General features: G+C 72.5%; 15 protein-coding genes. 9 read left to right on the top strand and 6 right to left on the bottom strand.

Annotated features, from left to right (window positions below):
- Positions 1 to 48 precede the first annotated feature (48 nt).
- The 3 genes from RND61_RS05515 to RND61_RS05505 all read left to right on the top strand — a co-directional run bounded on the left by RND61_RS05515 (position 49) and on the right by RND61_RS05505 (position 2,143).
- Complete coding sequence (locus tag RND61_RS05515; protein ID WP_315876569.1) at positions 49 to 666, top strand: cell division protein SepF; 618 nt, start codon at positions 49 to 51, stop codon at positions 664 to 666.
- A gap of 66 nt (positions 667 to 732) precedes the next feature.
- Positions 733 to 1,029, top strand: coding sequence for a YggT family protein (locus RND61_RS05510; protein ID WP_315876567.1), 297 nt, complete (start codon positions 733 to 735; stop codon positions 1,027 to 1,029).
- A gap of 49 nt (positions 1,030 to 1,078) precedes the next feature.
- Entirely contained in the window at positions 1,079 to 2,143 is a 1,065-nt protein-coding gene (locus RND61_RS05505) for a DivIVA domain-containing protein (protein WP_315876565.1), read from the top strand.
- Between the two features lie 190 nt (positions 2,144 to 2,333).
- Here RND61_RS05505 and ileS read toward each other — a convergent pair whose 3' ends face one another.
- On the bottom strand, positions 2,334 to 5,489 hold the full coding sequence (ileS, locus tag RND61_RS05500) for an isoleucine--tRNA ligase (protein ID WP_315876563.1): 3,156 nt from the start codon (positions 5,487 to 5,489) through the stop codon (positions 2,334 to 2,336).
- 1,142 nt (positions 5,490 to 6,631) lie between these two features.
- On the opposite strand from ileS, the gene RND61_RS05495 reads away from it, so the two are divergent.
- The 5 genes from RND61_RS05495 to RND61_RS05475 all read left to right on the top strand — a co-directional run bounded on the left by RND61_RS05495 (position 6,632) and on the right by RND61_RS05475 (position 10,854).
- Positions 6,632 to 7,111: a TraR/DksA family transcriptional regulator gene (locus RND61_RS05495; RefSeq protein WP_315876562.1), complete on the top strand. Its 480-nt coding sequence runs from the start codon at positions 6,632 to 6,634 to the stop codon at positions 7,109 to 7,111.
- 57 nt (positions 7,112 to 7,168) lie between these two features.
- Positions 7,169 to 7,729, top strand: a complete 561-nt coding sequence (lspA, locus tag RND61_RS05490; RefSeq protein WP_315876560.1) for a signal peptidase II — start codon at positions 7,169 to 7,171, stop codon at positions 7,727 to 7,729.
- Positions 7,730 to 7,792: 63 nt separating this feature from the next.
- Entirely contained in the window at positions 7,793 to 8,734 is a 942-nt protein-coding gene (locus RND61_RS05485) for an RluA family pseudouridine synthase (protein WP_315876558.1), read from the top strand.
- Positions 8,731 to 9,198, top strand: a complete 468-nt coding sequence (locus RND61_RS05480) for a GNAT family N-acetyltransferase (protein WP_315876557.1) — start codon at positions 8,731 to 8,733, stop codon at positions 9,196 to 9,198. Before RND61_RS05485 ends, RND61_RS05480 begins: the two co-directional genes overlap by 4 nt.
- A 69-nt stretch (positions 9,199 to 9,267) precedes the next feature.
- The gene (locus tag RND61_RS05475) at positions 9,268 to 10,854 is read left to right on the top strand and encodes a Na+/H+ antiporter (protein ID WP_315876555.1); all 1,587 of its coding nucleotides are present in this window, start codon (positions 9,268 to 9,270) and stop codon (positions 10,852 to 10,854) included.
- 22 nt (positions 10,855 to 10,876) lie between these two features.
- Here the strand turns inward: RND61_RS05475 and RND61_RS05470 are convergent, their stop codons facing one another.
- Entirely contained in the window at positions 10,877 to 12,139 is a 1,263-nt protein-coding gene (locus RND61_RS05470) for a mechanosensitive ion channel family protein (protein WP_315876553.1), read from the bottom strand.
- Between the two features lie 38 nt (positions 12,140 to 12,177).
- Between RND61_RS05470 and RND61_RS05465 the strand changes: the two genes are divergently transcribed.
- On the top strand, positions 12,178 to 12,747 hold the full coding sequence (locus tag RND61_RS05465) for a dienelactone hydrolase family protein (protein ID WP_315876551.1): 570 nt from the start codon (positions 12,178 to 12,180) through the stop codon (positions 12,745 to 12,747).
- Between the two features lie 120 nt (positions 12,748 to 12,867).
- Here the strand turns inward: RND61_RS05465 and RND61_RS05460 are convergent, their stop codons facing one another.
- The 4 genes from RND61_RS05460 to RND61_RS05445 all read right to left on the bottom strand — a co-directional run bounded on the left by RND61_RS05460 (position 12,868) and on the right by RND61_RS05445 (position 17,607).
- Positions 12,868 to 13,875 carry a zinc metalloprotease gene (locus RND61_RS05460; protein WP_315876549.1) on the bottom strand — a complete coding sequence of 336 codons (1,008 nt, stop codon included), beginning with the start codon at positions 13,873 to 13,875 and terminating at the stop codon, positions 12,868 to 12,870.
- A 294-nt stretch (positions 13,876 to 14,169) separates the two neighbouring features.
- Positions 14,170 to 15,825 carry an alkaline phosphatase D family protein gene (locus tag RND61_RS05455; protein WP_315876547.1) on the bottom strand — a complete coding sequence of 552 codons (1,656 nt, stop codon included), beginning with the start codon at positions 15,823 to 15,825 and terminating at the stop codon, positions 14,170 to 14,172.
- 197 nt (positions 15,826 to 16,022) lie between these two features.
- A complete protein-coding gene (locus RND61_RS05450) occupies positions 16,023 to 16,862 on the bottom strand; it encodes a thioredoxin domain-containing protein (protein WP_315876546.1) in 840 nt (279 codons plus the stop codon).
- A 67-nt stretch (positions 16,863 to 16,929) separates the two neighbouring features.
- The gene (locus RND61_RS05445) at positions 16,930 to 17,607 is read right to left on the bottom strand and encodes a hypothetical protein (RefSeq protein WP_315876545.1); all 678 of its coding nucleotides are present in this window, start codon (positions 17,605 to 17,607) and stop codon (positions 16,930 to 16,932) included.
- Positions 17,608 to 17,623: the final 16 nt, after the last annotated feature.

Raw genomic sequence — 17,623 nt, 5'->3', positions numbered from 1 at the left:
GGCGCGACCCGACGTTGCCGATCCACCACAGAGCGGAGGAATCGGAGAATGGCCGGCGCGATGCGCAAGATGGCGGTCTACCTCGGCCTCGTGGAGGACGATGGGTACGACGGCCGGGGGTTCGACCCCGATGACGATTTCGAACCCGAACTCGAGCCGGAGCCCGAGCGTGACCGGCGCCACCACCAGCCCCCCCGTCAGGTGGAGCGCGAGGAGCCGGTCCGTGCGCCGGTAGTGCAACCCCCAGTGCAACGCGAGCCCGTTCCGCTTCCCGCTGAAAGCGGGCGACCCGCCCGAATCGCCCCCGTGGCGTCCATCACACCTGAACGCCCGAGCCTGGAGAAGAGCGCACCGGTGATCATGCCCAAGGTCGTGTCCGAGCGGGAGCCCTACCGCATCACCACGCTGCACCCGCGGACCTACAACGAGGCCCGTACCATCGGGGAACACTTCCGCGAGGGCACGCCCGTGATCATGAACCTCACGGAGATGGACGACACGGACGCGAAGCGACTTGTCGACTTTGCCGCCGGTCTCGTCTTCGGGCTGCATGGCAGCATTGAGCGAGTGACGCAGAAGGTGTTCCTGTTGTCGCCTGCTAACGTCGATGTCACGGCGGAGGACAAGGCCCGCATCGCAGAGGGCGGATTCTTCAACCAGAGCTGAGACACGACACCGGGAACGGCCCGGCCGCAAGGCCGGTACAGAGAGCCAGGGGAGAGGGAACGCGGGATGGGTATCGCACTACAGGTGATCTACATCGCGCTGATGTGCTTCCTGATCCTGCTGATCTTCCGGCTGGTCATGCAGTACGTCTTCCAGTTCGCCCGTTCATGGGAACCCGGCAAGGCGATGGTGGTCGTCCTGGAGGCCACCTACACTGTCACCGATCCACCACTGAAGCTTCTGCAGCGGTTCATCCCGCCGCTGCGTCTCGGGGGCGTGGCACTCGACCTGTCCTTCTTCGTTCTGATGATCATCGTCTACATCCTGCTCAACATCGTGGGTAGCTTCGCGATGAGGGTGTGAGCGATACGGTCCTGCCGACTGCCGACGACTACGTAGAGGTGAAGAAGAGATGCCGCTGACCCCCGAGGACGTGCGGAACAAGCAGTTCACGACCGTCCGTCTCCGAGAGGGCTACGACGAGGACGAGGTCGATGCCTTTCTCGACGAGGTCGAGGCCGAGCTGACCCGCCTGCTCCGGGAGAACGAGGACCTGCGCGCGAAGCTGGCCGCCGCGACGCGCGCCGCCGCGCAGAACCAGCAGCAGGCGATGCGCAAACCGCCGGAGCAGCAGGAGCGCCCGGTCGGTCCCGGCGGTCCGGTGCCCGCCGCCATATCCGGTCCGCCGGTCCAGCAGCAGCCCCCGCAGATGGGTCCGCCCCAACTGCCCGGTGGTGCCCCTCAGCTGCCGGCCGGTCCCAGCCACGGCGGACCGCAGGGTCCGCACGGCCCCGGACCCATGCAGGGCGGCCCCATGGGCGGCCCGATGGGTGGACCCATGGGTGGTCACGGCCCGGGGATGCCCCAGCAGGGGCCCGGCGGCGACAGCGCTGCGCGCGTTCTGTCGCTGGCCCAGCAGACTGCCGACCAGGCGATCGCGGAGGCCCGCTCCGAGGCCAACAAGATCGTTGGTGAGGCCCGGTCGCGCGCCGAGGGCCTGGAGCGGGACGCCCGCGCCAAGGCCGACGCGCTGGAGCGGGACGCGCAGGAGAAGCACCGCGTCGCGATGGGCTCCCTGGAGTCCGCCCGCGCCACGCTGGAGCGCAAGGTCGAGGACCTGCGCGGCTTCGAGCGCGAGTACCGCACGCGGCTGAAGTCGTACCTGGAGAGCCAGCTGCGCCAGTTGGAGAGCCAGGGCGACGAGTCGCTGGCCCCGCCGCGCACGCCGTCCGCGGCTCCGTCGCTGCCGCCGTCCCCGTCGATGGCGTCGGCCGGCGCGAGCGGCCCGTCGTACGGTGGCAACCAGTCGATGGGCGGCTCCCCGACGATGGGCGGCGCCCCGTCGTACGGCAGCCAGCAGCAGATGTCGCCGGCGATGACGCAGCCGATGGCACCGGTGCGGCCGCAGGCCCCGCAGCCGATGCAGCAGGCCCCGTCGCCGATGCGCGGCTTCCTCATCGACGAGGACGACAACTAGGAGCCGAACGGCAGTCGGCCCGTACCCGGGGGCCCAGGACACCCGTCCTGGGCCCCCGGGCCTTTTCGTCTCCGGAGCGGCTTCCGCGGCCACCGCCGTCAGGGGTGCCGGCGCGGTCGCCGCGGGGGACGGGAGAGCCCCGGCCGCGCGGGCCGGGGCTCTCTCCTTCCGGGGCCGTCGCCCCCTCGTGTCACGCCTTGCGGAGGCGGAAGACGAGGGACAGCGCCTCGTCCGTGAACGGCTCGCCGAAGGTCCCGTCGCCCTCACCCCGGGCGAAGTCCGTGGCCAGGACCTCCTCCGCGATGAGCCCCGCGTGCTCCTCCAGGGCGGACGCGACCTCCGCGTCCGTCGACGACCAGCGCAGCGCGATCCGGTCCGCGACGTCCAGGCCGCTGTTCTTCCGCGCCTCCTGGATCAGCCGGATCGCGTCCCGCGCCAGCCCCGCCAGCCGCAGCTCCGGGGTGATCTCCAGGTCCAGCGCGACCGTCGCGCCCGCGTCGGAGGCCACCGACCAGCCCTCGCGGGGGGTCTCGGTGATGATGACCTCTTCGGGCGTGAGCGTGATCGTCTCGCCGTTGACGTCCAGCGTCGCCCCGCCCTCCCGCAGCGCCAGCGACAGCGCCGCCGCGTCCGCGGCCGCGATCGCCTTGGCCACGTCCTGGACGCCCTTGCCGAACCGCTTGCCCAGCGCCCGGAAGTTGGCCTTGGCCGTCGTGTCGACCAGCGACCCGCCCACCTCGGACAGGGACGCCAGCGACGAGACGTTCAGCTCCTCGGTGATCTGGGCGTGCAGCTCCGGTGTCAGCGAGTCGAAGCCGGCCGCGGCGACCAGCGCCCGGGACAGCGGCTGCCGGGTCTTCACGCCGGACTCCGCGCGCGTGGCGCGGCCCAGCTCGACCAGCCGCCGGACGAGCGCCATCTGCTGCGACAGCACCGGGTCGACCGCCGACGGGTCCGCCTCGGGCCACGTCGACAGGTGCACCGACTCCGGGGCGTCCGGCGTCACCGGCACCACCAGGTCCTGCCAGACCCGCTCGGTGATGAACGGGGTCAGCGGCGCCATCAGGCGCGTGACGGTCTCCACGACCTCGTGGAGGGTGCGCAGCGCGCCCTTGTCGCCCTGCCAGAACCGGCGCCGCGACCGGCGCACGTACCAGTTCGACAGGTCGTCCACGAACGCGGAGAGCAGCTTGCCGGCGCGCTGCGTGTCGTACGCCTCCAGCGCCTGCGTCACCTGGTCGGTCAGCGCGTGCAGCTCGCTCAGCAGCCAGCGGTCCAGGACCGTGCGCTCGGCCGGGGCCGGGTCGGCGTCGGACGGGGCCCAGCCCGCCGTGCGCGCGTACAGGGCCTGGAACGCGACCGTGTTCCAGTACGTGAGGAGCGTCTTGCGGACGACCTCCTGGATCGTGCCGTGGCCGACCCGGCGGGCCGCCCACGGGGAGCCGCCGGCCGCCATGAACCAGCGGACCGCGTCCGCGCCGTGCTGGTCCATCAGCGGGATCGGCTGGAGGATGTTGCCGAGGTGCTTGGACATCTTCCGGCCGTCCTCGGCCAGGATGTGGCCCAGGCACACGACGTTCTCGTACGACGACTTGTCGAAGACGAGCGTGCCGACCGCCATCAGCGTGTAGAACCAGCCGCGGGTCTGGTCGATGGCCTCCGAGATGAACTGCGCCGGGTAGCGCTTCTCGAACAGCTCCTTGTTGCGGTACGGGTAGCCCCACTGCGCGAACGGCATCGACCCCGAGTCGTACCAGGCGTCGATGACCTCGGGCACGCGGGTCGCGGTGAGCGCGCACCCCTCGTGGGTGCAGCCGAACGTGACGTCGTCGATGTACGGGCGGTGCGGGTCCAGCTCCGACTGGTCGGTGCCGGTCAGCTCGGTCAGCTCCGCGCGCGAGCCGACGCACGTGAGGTGGCCCTCCTCGCAGCGCCAGATCGGCAGCGGCGTGCCCCAGTAGCGGTTGCGGGAGAGCGCCCAGTCGATGTTGTTGTTCAGCCAGTCGCCGAAGCGGCCGTGCTTGACGGAGTCGGGGAACCAGTTGGTCGCCTCGTTCTCCTCCAGGAGCCGGTCCTTGACCGCCGTGGTGCGGATGTACCAGGACGGCTGCGCGTAGTACAGCAGCGCCGTGTGGCAGCGCCAGCAGTGCGGGTAGCTGTGCTCGTACGCGATGTGCTTGAACAGCAGGCCGCGCGCGTCCAGGTCGGCGGTCAGCGCCTCGTCGGCCTTCTTGAAGAACACGCCGCCGACGAGCCCGAGGGACTCCTCGAACGTGCCGTCGGGGCGGACCGGGTTCACCACGGGCATGCCGTACGAGCGGCACACCTTGAGGTCGTCCTCACCGAACGCCGGCGCCTGGTGGACCAGGCCCGTACCGTCCTCGGTGGTGACGTACTCGGCGTTCACCACGTAGTGCGCCGCCGGGCCGCCGTCGGTCGCGGCCGGGAACTCGACCAGGTCGAACGGGCGCCGGTACGTCCAGCGCTCCATCTCCGCGCCCGTGAAGGTCCGGCCCGTGGCCTCCCAGCCCTCGCCCAGGGCCTTCTCCAGCAGCGCCTCGGCGACGACCAGCTTCTCCCGGCCGTCCGTGGCCACCACGTACGTCACGTCGGGGTGCGCGGCGACCGCCGTGTTCGACACGAGGGTCCACGGGGTCGTCGTCCACACCACCAGGGACGCCTCGCCCGCGAGGGGGCCGGACGTCAGCGGGAAGCGGACGTAGACGGACGGGTCGACGACCGTCTCGTAGCCCTGCGCCAGCTCGTGGTCCGACAGGCCCGTGCCGCAGCGGGGGCACCAGGGGGCGACGCGGTGGTCCTGGACCAGCAGGCCCTTGCCGAAGATCTCCTTCAGCGACCACCACACGGAGTCGATGTACTCGGGGTCCATCGTCCGGTAGGCGTCGTCCAGGTCGACCCAGTAGCCCATGCGGGTCGTCAGCTCGGCGAACGCGTCGGTGTGCCGGGTGACGGACTCGCGGCACTTGGCGTTGAACTCGGCGATGCCGTACGCCTCGATGTCCTTCTTGCCGGAGAAGCCCAGCTCCTTCTCGACGGCGAGCTCCACGGGCAGGCCGTGGCAGTCCCAGCCGGCCTTGCGGGCGACGTGGTAGCCGCGCATGGTCCGGAAGCGGGGGAACACGTCCTTGAAGACGCGGGCCTCGATGTGGTGGGCGCCCGGCATGCCGTTGGCCGTGGGCGGGCCCTCGTAGAACACCCACTCCGGGCGCCCCTCGGACTGCTCCAGGCTCTTGGCGAAGACCTTGCTCTCGCGCCAGAAATCGAGCACGGCGTGCTCGAGCGCGGGCAGGTCGACCTGGGCGGGTACCTGGCGGTACTGCGACATCGAATCCTCCGGCGGACAGGTTCGTCTTTCCGTCGGAGGGACGAGAGCGCCTGCTCCCGCGGTACCACCCTCCTTGGCGCCGGGCACGCGGGCCCGGCAGCCCCCTCATTCGGGTCGCGAAGCCGGTTCTACTGACCTTGCGCCCGTGGGCGGGCCCACGGTCCAAGGCGTTCTTCCGGCGGCTCCGGGGCGATGCTTCACGTCGGGCTCGCCCCCGGGCTCTCACCGTCCCCGGGTCGCTCATGGCTGCGTACGACGCTACTGGTCCCCATCCACGCCTTTCGCTGCGCCCAGTGTACGGGCCCGCACGGACACCGGCCGACACGGTTTTCCGGAGCGGGCGGCGGGAGGGCGGGCGCGACCCGCACGGGCGCACCGGTGCGGGCGGCTCGCCGGACGGGGGCGTGCGGCCGATTACCGGCCGGCGGGCCGGGCACAAGGGCTGCGGGCTCGCCTGGTCGGGTACCGGGTCTCCGGTGCGGGCGGCGTGCCCCGTTGCCGCGGGGCCGAAGTCGATTTATCGTCCCAGCACGATTCGCGAGCAAGATCACAATATGTGAAGGGGCCGCGGCATGGTGGCGAAGAAGACCGCTGTCCAGGGGACGGCGCCCGCGCGGTCCGCCCCGGGCGGGCCCGAGGGCGGCGGGAAGGCCACGACGTCCGCGGCCGGGGTTCCGCCGTCCGGGGGAGCGGCCGCCCGGAAGCGGGCGGCGGGGAAGGCTCCGGGGGAGGAGGCGGCTGCCGAGGGGCCGCCACCGGGGAAGGCCCCTGCCGGGAAGGCCGCCGCCCGGGCGGAGCCGGCGCCCCGGAAGACCGCGCCGGGGAGGACGCCCGCCCGGAAGACGGCCGCGGAGGGGGCGCCGGCCGGGAAGGCGCCGGCGGTGGACGAGGCACCCGCCAAGAAGACCGGGGTCAAGAAGGCCGTGGCCGGGAAGGGCGGGACCAAGAAGGCCGAGGTCGGGAGGGCCGCGGCCGGGAAGGCGGCCGTTTCCGGGGCGGTCGGCGGGGCCGCGCGCGGTCGGGAAGCGGACGCGGGGGTGTCCGGAGGCGCTGTGGTGGGTAAAGCGGCTGGGGCCGCTCGTACGGGTGGGAAGAGGGCCGCCGGGGGTGCGGCCGACGCCGAACAGACAGGAGCCAGGACGGTGGCAGCGAAGAAGACTGCGGACGTGACCACGGCGGCCGGCGTGGCCATGCCCACGGCCCGCGGGGTCGCGGAGGCGACGCCCGGGGAGCTCGCCGTACGGCCGGGCGAGGAACCGTGGACGCCGGAGGAGGTCGCGGAGGCCCGCGCCGAGCTGGAGGGCGAGGTCCGCCGCCTGCGGGAGGAGCTCGCCGTGTCCGAGGCGGCCCTGTCCGGGCTGATGCGGGACTCCGGCGAGGGCGCCGGCCACGACGAGGCCGACACGGGCACCAAGAACATCACGCGCGAGCACGAGATGGCCCTCGCGGCGAACGCCCGCGCGACCCTGGAGCAGACCCAGCACGCGCTCCAGCGGCTCGACGCCGGTACGTACGGGCTGTGCGAGGTCTGCGGCAAGCCCATCGGCAAGGCCCGCATGCAGGCGTTCCCGCGGGCCACGCTGTGCGTGGAGGACAAGCAGAAGCAGGAGCGGCGCGGCTGACCCGTACGGGGGTGCCGTACTCTCGTCACAGTCAGGTACCTAGGTTGAGGGACTCACGTGACAGAGGCGGAGTACGGCATCGGTACGCCGGAGGTTGACGACGAGGCCGGGGCGCCCGCCGAGCGGCCCCGGGGACGGCGCAGGGTCGTGGCGCTCCTCGCCGTGGCCCTCCTCGCCTACCTCCTGGACCTCGGCAGCAAGATGCTCGTCGTGGCGAAGCTGGAGCACCACGATCCGATCGTGGTCATCGAGGGCCTGCTGAAGTTCGAGGCCGTGCGGAACCCGGGCGCGGCCTTCGGCATCGGCGAGGCGTTCACCGTCGTCTTCACGGTGATCGCGGCCGCGGTGATCGTCGTGATCGTACGGCTGGCGCGCAAGCTGTACAGCCTGCCCTGGGCGATCGCGCTGGGGCTGCTGCTGGGCGGCGCGCTCGGCAACCTCACGGACCGGATCTTCCGCGCGCCGGGCGTGTTCGAGGGCGCCGTGGTCGACTTCATCGCGCCCGCGCACTTCGCGGTGTTCAACCTCGCGGACTCGGCGATCGTCTGCGGCGGCTTCCTCATCGTGATCCTCTCCTTCCGGGGTCTGGACCCGGACGGGACCGTCCACAGGGACTGAGCGGTCGCGCGGGTCGTCCACAGGCCAGACCGGTCGCGGCCGCCGACAAGGCATACTCGACGGGTGAGCACGATTCCCGAGATCCGTACGCTGCCCGTTCCCGATGGCCTGGAGGGCGAGCGCGTCGACGCCGCCATCGCCCGCATGTTCGGCTTCTCCCGCACGAAGGCGGCCGAGCTGGCCTCCGCCGGGAAGGTCCTCGTCGACGGCGCCGTCGTCGGTAAGTCCGAGCGGGTCACGGGCGGCGCCTGGCTCGAGGTCGAGATGCCCGGCGCCCCCGCGCCGGTCCAGGTCGTCGCGGAGCCGGTCGAGGGCATGGAGATCGTGCACGACGACGACGACATCGTCGTGATCATGAAGCCGGTCGGCGTCGCCGCCCACCCCAGCCCGGGCTGGACGGGCACGACCGTGATCGGCGGCCTCGCCGCCGCCGGGTACCGGATCTCCACTTCGGGCGCCGCCGAGCGCCAGGGCATCGTGCACCGCCTCGACGTGGGCACGTCCGGCCTGATGGTCGTCGCCAAGTCGGAGCGGGCCTACACGCTGCTGAAGGCGCAGTTCCGCGAGCGGGTCGTCGACAAGCGGTACCACGCGCTCGTGCAGGGCCACCCCGACCCGCTGAGCGGCACGATCGACGCGCCCATCGGCCGCCACCCGAACCACGACTACAAGTGGGCGGTCACCGCCGAGGGCAAGCCGTCCGTCACGCACTACGACCTGATAGAGGCCTACCGGGCCGCGTCCCTGCTGGACATCAAGCTGGAGACGGGGCGGACGCACCAGATCCGCGTCCACATGTCGGCGCACCGCCACCCGTGCGTCGGCGACCTGACGTACGGCGCCGACCCGACGCTCGCCAAGCGGCTCCGCCTCACCCGCCAGTGGCTGCACGCCGTGCGCCTCGGTTTCGAGCACCCCTCGGACGGCCGGTGGGTCGAGTTCGAGAGCGGCTACCCCGCCGACCTCCAGTACGCGCTGGACACCATCGCGGAGGAGAGCGCGTGAGCGCCTACGGGATACGGGAGGCGGTGAGCGACGCGGACCGCGAGGCGGCCTTCGCGGTCCGCCGCGAGGTCTTCGTCGTCGAGCAGGGCGTCCCCGAGGAGATCGAGTACGACGTGCACGACGCGACGGCCGTGCACGTCCTGGCCGTCCGCGCCGACGACGGCGTCGCCCTCGGCACGGGCCGGCTCCTGTACGGGCCGGACGCCGCGGACCGCACGGGCGGCGAGGACGGCGTGGGCGCGCTCGGCCGCCTCGCCGTCATCCGCCGCGCCCGCGGCCTCGGCGTGGGCGCGGCGCTCGTACGGGCCGTCGAGGAGGCGGCGCGAGCGCGCGGCCTCAAGGCCGTGGACCTGCACGCGCAGACCCACGCGCTGGGCTTCTACGAGCGGCTGGGGTACGAGGCGTACGGCTCGGAGTTCCCCGACGCGGGAATACCCCACCTGGCGATGCGCCGCACGCTCTGATCCGCACGTGCGCATGGCAGGGTGGAAGCCCTGACCTGGTGTTCGTGAGCGGGCGGAGGGTGTCGCACCGTGGACCAGCTGGCTCTCCTGCTCGTTCTGCTGCTCGGTGCCGTGCTGACCGTTCCGCTCGGTGACCGGCTCGGGCTGCCCGCGCCGGTCCTGATGACGCTCCTCGGGGTCGTCCTGGCGCTGCTGCCGTTCGTGCCGAACGTCGACGTCCCGCCCGAGTTCATCCTGCCGCTCGTCCTGCCGCCGCTGCTGTACGCGTCCGTGCAGCGCACGTCCTGGCGGCAGTTCACGGTGAACCTGCGGCCGATCCTGCTGCTCGCGGTGGCGCTCGTCCTGGTCACGACGGCCGCCGTCGCCGCCGTCGCGCACACGGTCGTTCCCGGGCTGCCGATCGCCGCCGCCGTCGCGCTGGGCGCGCTCGTCGCCCCGCCCGACCCGGTCGCCGCGACCGCCGTCGCCGGATCGGTGGGCCTGCCGCGCCGCCTCGTCTCCATCCTGGAGGGCGAGGGCCTGTTCAACGACGTGACGGCCATCGTCGTCTACCACGTGGCGGTCGGCGCGGTCGTCGCCGGGGCGTTCTCGTGGACGGACGCCGGCCTGGAGCTGCTGCTGTCCGCCGTCGTCGCCGTCGCCACCGGGCTGGTCCTCGGCAAGGTGGGCGGCCGGATCGCGGGTGCGTTGGACGACCCCATCCTACGGACCGGGATGACCCTGCTGCTGCCGTTCGCGGCGTACGCGCTCGCCGAGGAGCTGCACGGCTCGGGCGTCCTCGCGGTCCTCGTCACGGCCCTCGCCGTGGCGGGGCACACCCTCGACGCGGACGACGTGACGGGCCGGCTCACGGGCCGCACCTTCTGGGAGATCATCGACACCCTGGTCACCGGGGTGGCGTTCGGCCTCGTCGGGCTGGAGCTGAGCACGGTGGTCAGGCTGGCCGAGGGCCGCGAGCTGCGGATGCTCGGCTGGGGCGCGATCGTCGTCGCGACCGTCGTCGGGGTGCGGCTGCTGTGGCTGCTGCCCGCCGCGTGGCTGGCGAAGCGGCTCCACACGCCGGGCTCCTCGGCCGAGGAGATCCCGGTGAGCTGGCGGGAGGCCGTCATCATGTGGTGGTCGGGCATGCGCGGTGTCGCGTCGGTCGCGCTGGCGCTGGCCATCCCGCTCACCACCGACGCGGGGGAGGGGTTCCCGGCCCGCGACGAGATCCTGTTCATCGCTTTCTGCGTGATCATGGTGACGCTGGTCCTCCAGGGCCTCACCCTGCCCTGGCTGGTCGGGCGGCTCGGCGTGCGCGCCGACAGCGACGCGGAGCGGTGGCTGGAGCGCGACCTCGCGCTGCGCGCCACCCTCGCCGCCAAACGGCGCCTGAAGGAGATCCAGCAGGCCGAGGAGCTGCCGGACGACCTGGTGGAGCAGTTGCGGCGGTTGGCGTTCGACATCGGGGCGAGGATCAGCCCCGACGTGGTCGACGAGGAGAGGCGGGCGGCGTACGAGCGGCGGGCGCGGCGCCTGGAGACCGTCCAGCGCGTCCAGCACGACATGCTGTCGGCGGCCCGCCACGAGGTGCTGGCCGCCCGCGCCGAGCCGGGCGCCGACCCGGAGGTCGTCGACCGGGTGCTGCACCAGTTGGACGTCCGCAGCCTCCACTGAGCCCGCCCGGGCCGCGCGGTGCCTAGGCGCGCCGTCCCGGCACCCAGCCCCGCCAGGGCCCGCCGTCCCGGCCCTGCCCGGGGCCCCGGTCGCCGTCCCGGCCTCGCTCGGAGCCGCCGTCCCGGTCCCACCCGGGCCCGCCGTCCCGGTCCCGTGCGGGGCCCCGGTCGCGGTCGCCGTCCCGTACGGGGTCCCCTTCGCCGTCCCGGACGAGGGAGTGGTCGTCGTCCCGGTCGTGCTCCGTGCCGCGGTCCGGGGCGATCGTCGTGGCCACGCGGGGCAGCGCGTACGGATGGTGCTCGTACAGCCAGGCGATCAACTGCTCCCGTACGTCGCACCGCAGGTTCCACACGTCGTCGGCGTTCCGCGCGGTGACCACCGCCCGCACCACCATCGTGCTCGGTGTGGTGTCCGTCACGGACAGGGACCAGGCGCGCCCGTCCCAGTAGGGGGACTTCTCCAGGAGTTCCCGGAGCCGCTCGCGCATCAGCCCGACGGGGACCGCGTGGTCGAGGTGGAAGTAGACGGTGCCGGTGATCTGCGCGCCGCCGCGCGACCAGTTCTCGAACGGCCTGCTGGTGAAGTACGAGACGGGCATGGTGAGCCGGCGCTCGTCCCAGGTCCGTACGGTGAGGAAGGTCAGCGTGACCTCCTCGACGACGCCCCACTCGCCGTCCACGACCACGGTGTCGCCTATCCGCACCACGTCGCCGAAGGCGATCTGGAACCCGGCGAAGACGTTGCTGAGCGTCGACTGCGCCGCCACACCGGCGACGATGCCGATGATGCCGGCGGACGCCAGCATCGACGTCCCGACCGTCCGGAAGTCCGGGAAGGTCAGCAGCATCGCCGCCACCGCGACCACCCCGACCACCGCCGTGACGATCCGCATGATCAGCGTGACCTGCGTCCGGACGCGGCGCACCCGGTCGGCGTGCCGGGTCGTCGCGGCGTACCGCGCGTACGTCGCCTCGACGACCGCCGCCGCGATCCGCACCACCAGCCAGGCGCCCGCGCCGATCAGCACCAGCGTCAGCCCCCGGCCGATGCCCTCCTCGTGGTCCCTGATGACCTGCCAGGACGCCTCCCGGTACGCGCCGCGCAGCAACGCGGCCAGCATGAGCAGTTGGAGGGGTATCCGGCAGCGGCGCAGCAATCCCCACAGGGGGGTCTCGGGGTGGCGGCAGTCGGCTCGCTTCAACAGCACGTCGGCGGCCCAGCCGACGAGCAGGGTGAGCACGACCGAGCCACCCAGGACGGTCAACGGACGCAGTACGTTCTCCATGACTCCGAACCCAGGGCGGGTAGTGGCAGGATGACCGGATGGACATCATGCTGTTCCACTCGGTCTGCGGTCTCCGCCCGGCCGTGCACGCGGCCGCGGACCGGCTGCGTGCCGCCGGGCACCAGGTGCGCGTGCCCGACCTGTACGAAGGTCAAACCGCGAGCACGGCGGAGGAGGGGCGGGAGATCAAGGACCGGATCGGTTGGGACGAGCTGGTCCGGCGCGCCGTCGCGGCCGCCGCGCCGCACGCCGGAAGCGGCCTGGTGTACGCGGGGTTCTCGCTGGGCGCCGCGTTCGCCCAGATGGTGGCCGTCGCCGACGGGAAGGCGCGCGGACTGCTGCTCCTGCACGGCACGTACGAGGTGCCGGAGGACGCGTCGGTGGGCGGGCTGCCGGTCCAGCTCCACGTCGCGGACCCGGACCCGTTCGAGCCGGACGACTGGCTGAACACCTGGTACCTGCAGATGGGGCGGGCCGGGGCGGACGTCGAGGTGCACCGCTACCGGGGCGCCGGCCACCTGTACACCGACCCGGACCTGGCGGACTACGACGAGGAGGCGGCCGAGCGGACCTGGGCGACGTCCCTGGAGTTCCTCGGCGGGCTCTGATCCGGGTGGCGGCCGGGGTGCCGCCGGGCCGTCACACGAAGGGGCACGGTGCCGCGTTCCCGCCGCACCGTGCCCCTCGCGCGTCGTGTGCCGGGCCGTCGGGACGGCCGGGGCCGGGGCTCAGCCCGCGCGGTACGCCGTCCAGTGGTCCTGCATGCGCTGCACCTGACCGGTCGTGAACTGGTACATGCAGGAGTCGTACGTGTAGTCCATGAAGTTGTGGATCGGGTCCGCGCCGGCCTGGCGGGCGCAGGAGTCGCGGCCCGTCGGGCACTCGTACGCCGGGGACTTCTCGGCGGCCGTGTCGGCGACGTAGTCGCCCTGGCCGCTGCAGCCTCCCTGGAAGGTGTGGTACAGGCCCATCCAGTGGCCGACCTCGTGGGTGCCGGTGTCGCCCTGGTTGTAGTTGGCGGCCGAGCCGCCGGGCAGCGACGCGTCGAGGACGACGACACCGTCCATGGACGGGTTGGAGCGGTACGAGGACGGGAAGGTCGCCCAGCCGAGGAGGCCGCCGCCGAGGTTGGCGGTGTAGAAGTTCAGTGCGCCCGCGCCGCCCTGGCGGAGGGCGGTCTTCATCGCCTTCTCCTCGGCGGAGCCGGAGGAGAGGTTGTACCAGGCGGCGTTGTCCGTGTAGGTGGTGCCCGCCAGGGTGAACTGGAAGCCGGTGGCGGTGTTGCCGGTGCCCTGGCCGCCGAACGCGGAGTTGAGGACGGCCATCTGGCTGTTGATGTCCGTCGCGGTCAGCTTGCCCTTGGCGCCGTCGTGGATGACGTGGAAGTAGACCGGGACGGTCGTCGCCGCGGCGGCCGTGTCGAACCGGGCGCTGTCCAGCCCCCTGGCCTCGGCGGCCTTCAGCTTCTTCTGGAGGTCGGCCTCCATGGACGCGGCCTCGGTGGCGGAGACCTCGTTGGGCTCGTGCTCGTGGACGTGGCCCGACGGGCGGGACTCGCGTGCGTGGGCGCCCGCGCCCGTCTCCTCGACGCACTCCTCGCCGGCGGCGAGCGGTGCGGTCGCCGCGGCGACACCCGTCGGGGCGGAGAACGGGAACAGCGCCAGCGTTCCGGCCAGCACGGCCGTACCGAGCACGCGACGGTGCGCTCTCGGAGATATACGGACAAGAGCACGCATACGTGTCTCCTTGCGGGGGGAGCGGAGAGGGCCTTCCTCGCCACCGCCGGGAGATTACGTGGCCATGTCACATGTGAAGGAGGAGCGTTCCGGCCCAATCAATCCTTGAGGAGATGGAGGAGCGTGGGCGAAATCCTTCGGTCCGTCCCGGAGGTTGAGATCCGTACGTAAGGAAGGGGCCGACGCGAGCGGGTGGTGTGTCCGGGTTCGATCTCCGGAACGCACCACCCGCCACAAGTATGTGATCTTCAGTTAACACGCGGGGGTTGGCTGAAAAACACCCGCGCGGTCATCTCATCGCACCGGTGTGTACACCCGCTCGACCTTCTGCGTTCCGCTCAGCGTCCGGTACGAGCGCGTCCACGCGGCCGACGCGTCCGGGTCCGTGCGGTCGGAGAGGACGAAGTAGTCCATCTGCGCGCGCTCGGACGTCACGTCCAGCACGCCGTACCCGTGGTGGTCCATGTCGATCCACCGCACGTGCCGGTTGGCGGCCTTGAGCGCGGCGGCGGCGACCGCGGAGGCGGTGTTCGCCGGGACGTTCAGGATGTCGTCGAGGTTGTCCGAGGTCACGGACGTGACGACGAACTCGGTCGCGGCGGACGGCGACGCGGGGTACGTGGCGGCCGTGACCGGCACGTCGTTGGCCCACGCCATGTGGATGTCGCCGGTGAGGAAGACGGTGTTGCGGATGGCCCGCTCCTGGAGGTGGGCCAGCAGCTCCCGGCGGTCGTCCGTGTACCCGTCCCACTGGTCCACGTTGATCGCCAGCCCGCCCGTCGGCAGGCCCAGCAGCTCGGCCACGGGCTTCAGCAGGTGGGCCGGGAGGGAGCCGAAGGCGACCGGCGAGATCATCACCGACGTGCCCACCAGCCGCCAGGTCGCGTCCGAGGACGCCAGCCCCGCCTTCAACCAGTCCAACTGGGCGCGGCCGGTGATCGTGCGCTCCGGGTCGTCGACCGCGCCGCTGCCGACGGACGCCTGCCGGGAGCGGAACGAGCGCAGGTCGAGCAGGTGCAGGTCGGCGAGCCTGCCGTAGCGCAGGCGCCGGTAGACCGTGCCCTCGACGGAGGTGCGCACGGGCATCCACTCGAAGTACGCGCGCCGGGCGGCGGCCATGCGCGCGGCCCAGTCGCCCTCGGTGCCGGGGGTGTGGTTGTCGGCGCCGCCCGACCACGTGTCGTCGGCGAACTCGTGGTCGTCCCAGATCGCGATCAGCGGGTGCGCGGCGTGCAGCGCCTGCAGGTGGGGGTCCGACTTGTAGGTGGCGTGCCGGACGCGGTAGTCGGCGAGGGTGACGATCTCGTGGCGCGGCTCGTGGGGGCGCAGGACGTCGTCGGTCTTCGGGTAGGAGCCGGAGCCGTACTCGTATATGTAGTCGCCGAGGTGGAGGACGGCGTCCAGGTCGCCGCGGGCGGCGAGGTGGCGGTACGCGGCGAAGTGGCCGGCCTCCCAGTTGGCGCACGACGCGACGCCGAACCGGACGCCCCGCGCCGCGTCGTCGTACCCCGGTGCCGTACGGGTCCGGCCGACCGGCGAGACGGCCCCGGCGCCGGCCGCCCCGGCGGTGAACCGGAACCAGTAGGCGGTCGCCGGCCGCAGCCCGCGCACGTCCACCTTGACGGTGTGGTCGGTCGCGGCGCCCGCGGTGACGGTCCCGCGGGCGACGGTCCGCGTGAAGCCCCTGTCCTCGGCCACCTCCCACCCCACCTCGGTGTCCGCCCCCGTGCCCGAGCCGGGCACGGCGTCGGGGGAGGGCGTCACACGGGTCCAGAGCAGGATCCCGTCGGGGAGCGGGTCGCCGGAGGCGACGCCGTGGAGGAAGGCGGGGGTCCCGGTGTTCGCCGCGGCGAGCGGGGCGGAGGCCAGGACGGGAGCGGCGACAGCGGTGGCGGCGGCGGCCTTGACGACCGTGCGGCGGCTGGGAGCGGAAAGGGAACGACTGGTCACGGCGGAGCAGACTACCTGTCACATTACCGTCGGGTAAGCCGGAAGTGCCGCTGTTCGGCGGGAAGTTGCCTCCTGTTCCCGCCCCCTGAACGGAACGGCCCGCTCCACCGGGAGCGGGCCGTGCGCGTCCCGCGGCCGGACCCGAACGGGAGCCGCCCCCCGCCTGCGGGGCGGGGGGCGGCTCCCGGGCGCGCGGGTCAGCCCTTCAGGGCCTTGTCGATGGCCGTGGTGAACTCCGCAGCCGTCATCGGCGCGTTCTTGCCGTTCGCGTCCGTGACCGGCTTGCCGTCCATCTTCAGGGTGGGGGTGCCCGTGACATCGCTCTTGTCGAAGGTCTCGGACATCTTCAGGGCCCAGGCGTCGAAGGTGCCCTCCTCGACGTTCTTCTTGAACGCCGCGTTGTCCTTCAGCGCCGGGACCGACTCGGCGATCTTCAGGATGTACGAGTCCTTGGCGAGCTCGTCCTTGGATTCCTCCGGGTGGAACTTCGTCGAGTACATCGCCGTCTTGAATTCCATGAACGCGTCCGGGCTCACGTCGAGCGCCGCGCCCAGGGCGGACAGGGCGTTCTTGGAACCCTCGCCGTTCGAGCCGATGCGGTCCTGCTCCATGGAGTCGCCGTCGAGGAAGGTGGCGCCCACGTACTGGATCTTGTACTTGCCCGCCTCGAGGTCCTTCTCGATCACCGGGCCGACTTGCTGCTCGAAGATCGCGCAGACCGGGCAGCGCGAGTCCTCGAAGACCTGGAGCGTCTTCTTCGCCGTCGACTTGCCTATGACGACCGTGGTGCCGTTCTCGCCGGTCGTGTTCTTCGGCGCCTTGACGTCCTTGACGTCCTTCGCGGCCTCCCAGTGGGAGGGCTTGTTGGCCTGGACGACGGCGTAGCCGACGCCGCCGGCCAGGGCGAGCACGGCCAGGACGGAGACGGCGACGGTGATCTGCCGCTTCCTCTTGTCCCGCTTCGCCTGGCGCTCGCGCTCCTCCCGGAGCCGTTCGCGGGCCGCCGCCTTGTTGACCTTGCTGTTGCGTGCGCTCATGGTGATTCGTTTCTCCGTCTGCGTGGGGGATCACCGGTCGGTGATCAGTGGTCGAGGGGTGCTGTGGTCAGGCCGTCACGGGCCTGCACGGCGGTCCCCTCCGGCCGACGGAGTGCACCAGGAGGCGCGCGCGGAGGGCCGTGCGCCGGCGGGCGACCGCGCGCGGAGCCGGCCGGGGCGCGAGTCCCCGCGCCGTGGACACCGCCCACGCCACCAGCAGCGGGCGGAACGCCGACGCCCCCGCCGCCCGCAGCACCCGCCCCAGCGCCGCCTCGCCGCGCCGCAGCCAGGCCGCGGCGACCAGCCCCACCGTGACGTGCGCGGCGAGCAGCAGCCACGGCACCGCCGGGTCGCCGGAGTGCAGCAGCGCCGCCGCCGCGGTGTCCGGCACGGCGACGCCCGGCAGGGGCGTCCCCACCGCGTCGCCGCACAGCACGTCGACGCCGACCGCGCGCAGCGACCCGGCGACCGGGCCGCCGGAGGGGCCGTAGCAGGCGTGCTGGCCCGCCGTGAACACCGTGTCCGCGGCCAGCTCCAGCGGGACGAGCAGGCCGGCGATCGGCCCGTACCCCCGCTCCCGGCCGGCCAGCGCGTAGGCGGCGGCGAAGACGCCGGCCGCGACCGCCAGGACCGCGGTCAGCGGCAGCGGCACCCGGGACAGCAGCACGTGGGAGGCGGCGGACAGCGTCACGACGAGAGCCGTGAAGATCGCTGCCCGCACCCCCCTCAGCTGGGTCCCGGTCATGTCGTCCATCGTCGGA

The sequence above is a fragment of the Streptomyces tamarix genome, from assembly GCF_032423885.1.
GTDB classification, from domain to species: Bacteria; Actinomycetota; Actinomycetes; order Streptomycetales; family Streptomycetaceae; genus Streptomyces; species Streptomyces tamarix.
This window is presented reverse-complemented; position numbering and strand designations above follow the sequence as displayed.

Excerpts from the sequence above, each read along its gene's own strand:
- RND61_RS05515 (WP_315876569.1), top strand. The coding sequence starts at position 49 with ATGGCCGGCGCGATGCGCAAGATGGCGGTCTACCTCGGCCTCGTGGAG.
- RND61_RS05510 (WP_315876567.1), top strand. The coding sequence starts at position 733 with ATGGGTATCGCACTACAGGTGATCTACATCGCGCTGATGTGCTTCCTG.
- RND61_RS05505 (WP_315876565.1), top strand. The coding sequence starts at position 1,079 with ATGCCGCTGACCCCCGAGGACGTGCGGAACAAGCAGTTCACGACCGTC.
- ileS (WP_315876563.1), bottom strand. The coding sequence starts at position 5,489 with ATGTCGCAGTACCGCCAGGTACCCGCCCAGGTCGACCTGCCCGCGCTC.
- RND61_RS05470 (WP_315876553.1), bottom strand. The coding sequence starts at position 12,139 with ATGGAGAACGTACTGCGTCCGTTGACCGTCCTGGGTGGCTCGGTCGTG.
- RND61_RS05465 (WP_315876551.1), top strand. The coding sequence starts at position 12,178 with ATGGACATCATGCTGTTCCACTCGGTCTGCGGTCTCCGCCCGGCCGTG.
- RND61_RS05460 (WP_315876549.1), bottom strand. The coding sequence starts at position 13,875 with ATGCGTGCTCTTGTCCGTATATCTCCGAGAGCGCACCGTCGCGTGCTC.
- RND61_RS05450 (WP_315876546.1), bottom strand. The coding sequence starts at position 16,862 with ATGAGCGCACGCAACAGCAAGGTCAACAAGGCGGCGGCCCGCGAACGG.
- RND61_RS05445 (WP_315876545.1), bottom strand. The coding sequence starts at position 17,607 with ATGACCGGGACCCAGCTGAGGGGGGTGCGGGCAGCGATCTTCACGGCT.